Raw genomic sequence first — 3,179 nt, 5'->3', positions numbered from 1 at the left:
GAGATCGTCGCCGCCACCTACCAGTCGATGGGACTGCTGCCCGCCCGCCGCAGTCCCAACTGGTACGACCCTGGCCGCTTCTGGAGCGGCGACGACCTCGAGCTGACCGGCGGTTACGCCCTCGGCGGCGAGATCGCGGTGGACGTGCCGCCCCCGGACCCGGCGCCGACCGCCGAGGGCTCCTGAGGTGTGATCCGTTGCGCGCTCGGCGGATTCGCCCACGACGGGCAGTGCCGAATGTCGCCGGCGCGGTCGCGGCCCGCCCTGCGCAGGCGAGCGGTGGCCGACCGGGCGAGCGGGTGGGCGCCGGTCAGCCGAGGACGGTGGCGACGATCCCGGCCAGATAGCCGAGCCGCGCCACCTCGGACGGCCGGAACGCAGGCCCGCCCGGGCGTCCGAGCATGAGCACCTTGCCGGTGTTGCCCAGCGGCGCGGCCGCGAGCTTGGTGTCCATGTCGCGCCAGATCTGCGGTACCCAGTCGGCGTCGGGGTCGAGCACGGCGGGCTTGTCCAGCGGCATCCACGGCGCGGAGGAGGCCTGGGTCTGCGGCGCGCTCTGGCTGCCGACGACCCGGTAGGGGCCCTGCGGGCCCGTGTCGAGGATGGTGCTCCAGCCGACGCGCAGCACCCGTGGGATGCCGTCGACGAGGATCTGCAACCGGTCGTCGCGGGCGCCTGCCACCTGATCGATCAGTTCCAGCTCGCGATGGGTGTCGAGCACGCCCGAGTAGGGGCGGATCGAGTCGACGTGCACATCGGGGATGCTCTCCGCGGCGGTGATCAGCGTGTCGGGCAGCGCGTTGGGCGCCACCTCCACCACCAGATCGTCGACGGCGAAGCCTGCGCCGCGCTCGACCACGTCGAGTGACAGGATGTCCGCTCCGACCGTGCCGAGTGCCATCGCGAGTGCGCCGAGGCTTCCCGGGCGATCCGGAAGTTGCACGCGGAGCAGATAAGACACGCGCATTCCTTTCCTATGGCCGAGCCTGTCTGCTCGGATACCCGGGTCAGGCAATATTTACACCCGGAGCGGTCGGTTATCGAGTCGAAGCGCGTGGCGTGACACATGCCACACGGTCAAGTGACCGATTCACGGCGTGTCGCCCTGGGGAGCGTGGTGTGTCGCCGGAGGGTGGCGGCGGTGACAGGCCCTCGAGCGCGGTCGGTAGGGTATTGCCCGACGGCTCCCACGTCCAGCCGTCCCCGACGCTCTCCATGCCGAAAGGGGTTCCGCGGTGCCCGCCATCTCCCGCGACGAGGTCGCACACCTCGCCCGGCTTTCCCGGCTCGCGCTGTCCGACGCCGAACTGGATCAGTTCGCCGGTCAGCTGGATTCGATCCTGAGCCACGTGCGGACCATCTCCGAGGTTGCCGCCGCCGACGTTCCCGCGACCGCTTCGCCCGATCCCGAGGTCAATGTGACCCGTCCCGATGTGGTCGCCCCCGGTCTGACGCCGGATCAGGCGCTCGCGGCCGCACCGGCCGTCGAGGAGCAGCGGTTCATGGTTCCGCAGATCCTGGGAGAGGGCGAATGAGCGGCGAACTGACCACCAGCACCGCGGCCGAGCTGGCGCAGCGCATCCATGCCCGCGAGGTGAGCTCCGTCGAGGTGACCCAGGCGCACCTGGACCGCATCGCCGAGGTCGACGGCGAGATCAACGCCTTCCTGCACGTCGCCGGTGAGCGCGCGCTCGAGGCCGCCGCCGCGGTGGACGCCGCGCTGGCCGCCGGTGCGGCCCCCGCCTCGCCGCTGGCCGGAGTTCCGTTGGCGCTCAAGGACGTGTTCACCACGACCGACATGCCCACCACCTGCGCCTCGAAGATCCTCGAGGGCTGGATGTCGCCCTACGACGCCACCCTGACCGGCAAGCTGCGCGCCGCGGGCATCCCGATCCTCGGCAAGACCAACATGGACGAGTTCGCGATGGGGTCCTCCACCGAGAACTCCGCCTACGGGCCGACCCGCAATCCGTGGGACACCACGCGCATCCCCGGCGGCTCCGGCGGCGGCTCGGCGGCGGCGCTGGCCTCGCACCAGGCCCCGCTGGCCATCGGCACCGACACCGGCGGCTCCATCCGCCAGCCCGCCGCGGTCACCGCCACCGTCGGCACCAAGCCCACCTACGGCACGGTCTCCCGCTACGGCCTGGTCGCCTGCGCGTCCTCGCTGGATCAGGGCGGCCCGTGTGGCCGCACGGTGCTCGACACCGCGCTGCTGCACGAGGTGATCGCGGGCTACGATCCGCGCGACTCCACCTCCCGCAACGTGCCGGTGCCGCCGGTCGTCGAGGCGGCCCGCCGTGGCGCCGAGGGCGATCTGCGCGGCGTGAAGGTCGGCGTGGTCAAGGAACTGCACTCCGACAGCTACCAGTCCGGTGTGCTGGCCTCCTTCGACGCCGCGGTGGCGCAGCTGAAGGAACTGGGCGCCGAGGTCGTCGAGGTGTCCTGCCCGCACTTCGAGTACGGCCTGCCCTCCTACTACCTGGTCATGCCGTCGGAGGTGTCGTCGAACCTGGCGCGCTTCGACGCCATGCGCTACGGCCTGCGCGTCGGCGACGACGGCACCCACAGCGCCGAACAGGTGATGGCCATGACCCGCGCCGCCGGTTTCGGTCCCGAGGTCAAGCGTCGCATCATGATCGGCACCTACGCGCTGTCGGCCGGCTACTACGACGCCTACTACGGTCAGGCGCTCAAGGTCCGCACCCTCATCGCGCGCGATTTCGACGCCGCCTACGAGCAGGTCGACGTGCTGGTCTCGCCGACCAGCCCGTTCACCCCGTGGAAGCTGGGCGAGAAGGTCGACGACCCGCTGGCCATGTACCTGTCCGACCTGTGCACCCTGCCCACCAACCTGGCAGGCCACCCCGCCATGTCGGTGCCGTCGGGCCTGAGCGAGGACGACGGCCTGCCGGTCGGCTTGCAGATCATGGCCCCCGCGCTCGCCGACGACCGGCTCTACCGGGGCGGCGCGGCCTACGAGGCGGCCCGCGGGCCGATCGGCGTGGCGCCGGTCGCCTGAGCCCGGCTCCACCCCTCGCGGCCCGTCCGGCGGCCGCGCAGATCTCGCGCCCGCGCGGTGCGGTCGTGAGTGTGCCGCCCACGCGGTGCGGGCGTGAACGCGCCGGGCGGCGGCCCCGCGGGGCGGGGGCGGGCGGCGTAGGGGCGGGGGGGCGGCG

General features: G+C 72.3%; 3 protein-coding genes and 1 pseudogene. 3 read left to right on the top strand and 1 reads right to left on the bottom strand.

What is annotated here, in order from left to right; translation table 11 throughout:
* Nucleotides 1-186: pseudogene (locus QH283_RS28545) on the top strand (hypothetical protein); the annotation flags it as partial.
* 124 nt (nucleotides 187-310) lie between these two features.
* Here QH283_RS28545 and QH283_RS28540 read toward each other — a convergent pair.
* The gene (locus tag QH283_RS28540; protein ID WP_280506031.1) at nucleotides 311-961 is read right to left on the bottom strand and encodes an amino acid-binding protein; all 651 of its coding nucleotides are present in this window, start codon (nucleotides 959-961) and stop codon (nucleotides 311-313) included.
* Nucleotides 962-1,235: 274 nt separating this feature from the next.
* Between QH283_RS28540 and gatC the strand changes: the two genes are divergently transcribed.
* Both gatC and gatA read left to right on the top strand, forming a co-directional pair.
* Nucleotides 1,236-1,535, top strand: a complete 300-nt coding sequence (gene gatC / locus QH283_RS28535) for an Asp-tRNA(Asn)/Glu-tRNA(Gln) amidotransferase subunit GatC (RefSeq protein WP_280506030.1) — start codon at nucleotides 1,236-1,238, stop codon at nucleotides 1,533-1,535.
* The gene (gatA, locus tag QH283_RS28530) at nucleotides 1,532-3,022 is read left to right on the top strand and encodes an Asp-tRNA(Asn)/Glu-tRNA(Gln) amidotransferase subunit GatA (protein WP_280506029.1); all 1,491 of its coding nucleotides are present in this window, start codon (nucleotides 1,532-1,534) and stop codon (nucleotides 3,020-3,022) included. The genes gatC and gatA overlap by 4 nt, the downstream gene beginning before the upstream one ends.
* The last annotated feature ends 157 nt before the right edge of the window (nucleotides 3,023-3,179 follow it).

Source organism: Nocardia farcinica (genome assembly GCF_029867845.1).
Classification (GTDB): Bacteria; Actinomycetota; Actinomycetes; order Mycobacteriales; family Mycobacteriaceae; genus Nocardia; species Nocardia farcinica_A.
This window is presented reverse-complemented; position numbering and strand designations above follow the sequence as displayed.

Bases quoted from the DNA above. Each gene is read 5' to 3' on its own strand.
- gatA (WP_280506029.1), top strand. From the start codon at position 1,532: ATGAGCGGCGAACTGACCACCAGCACCGCGGCCGAGCTGGCGCAGCGC.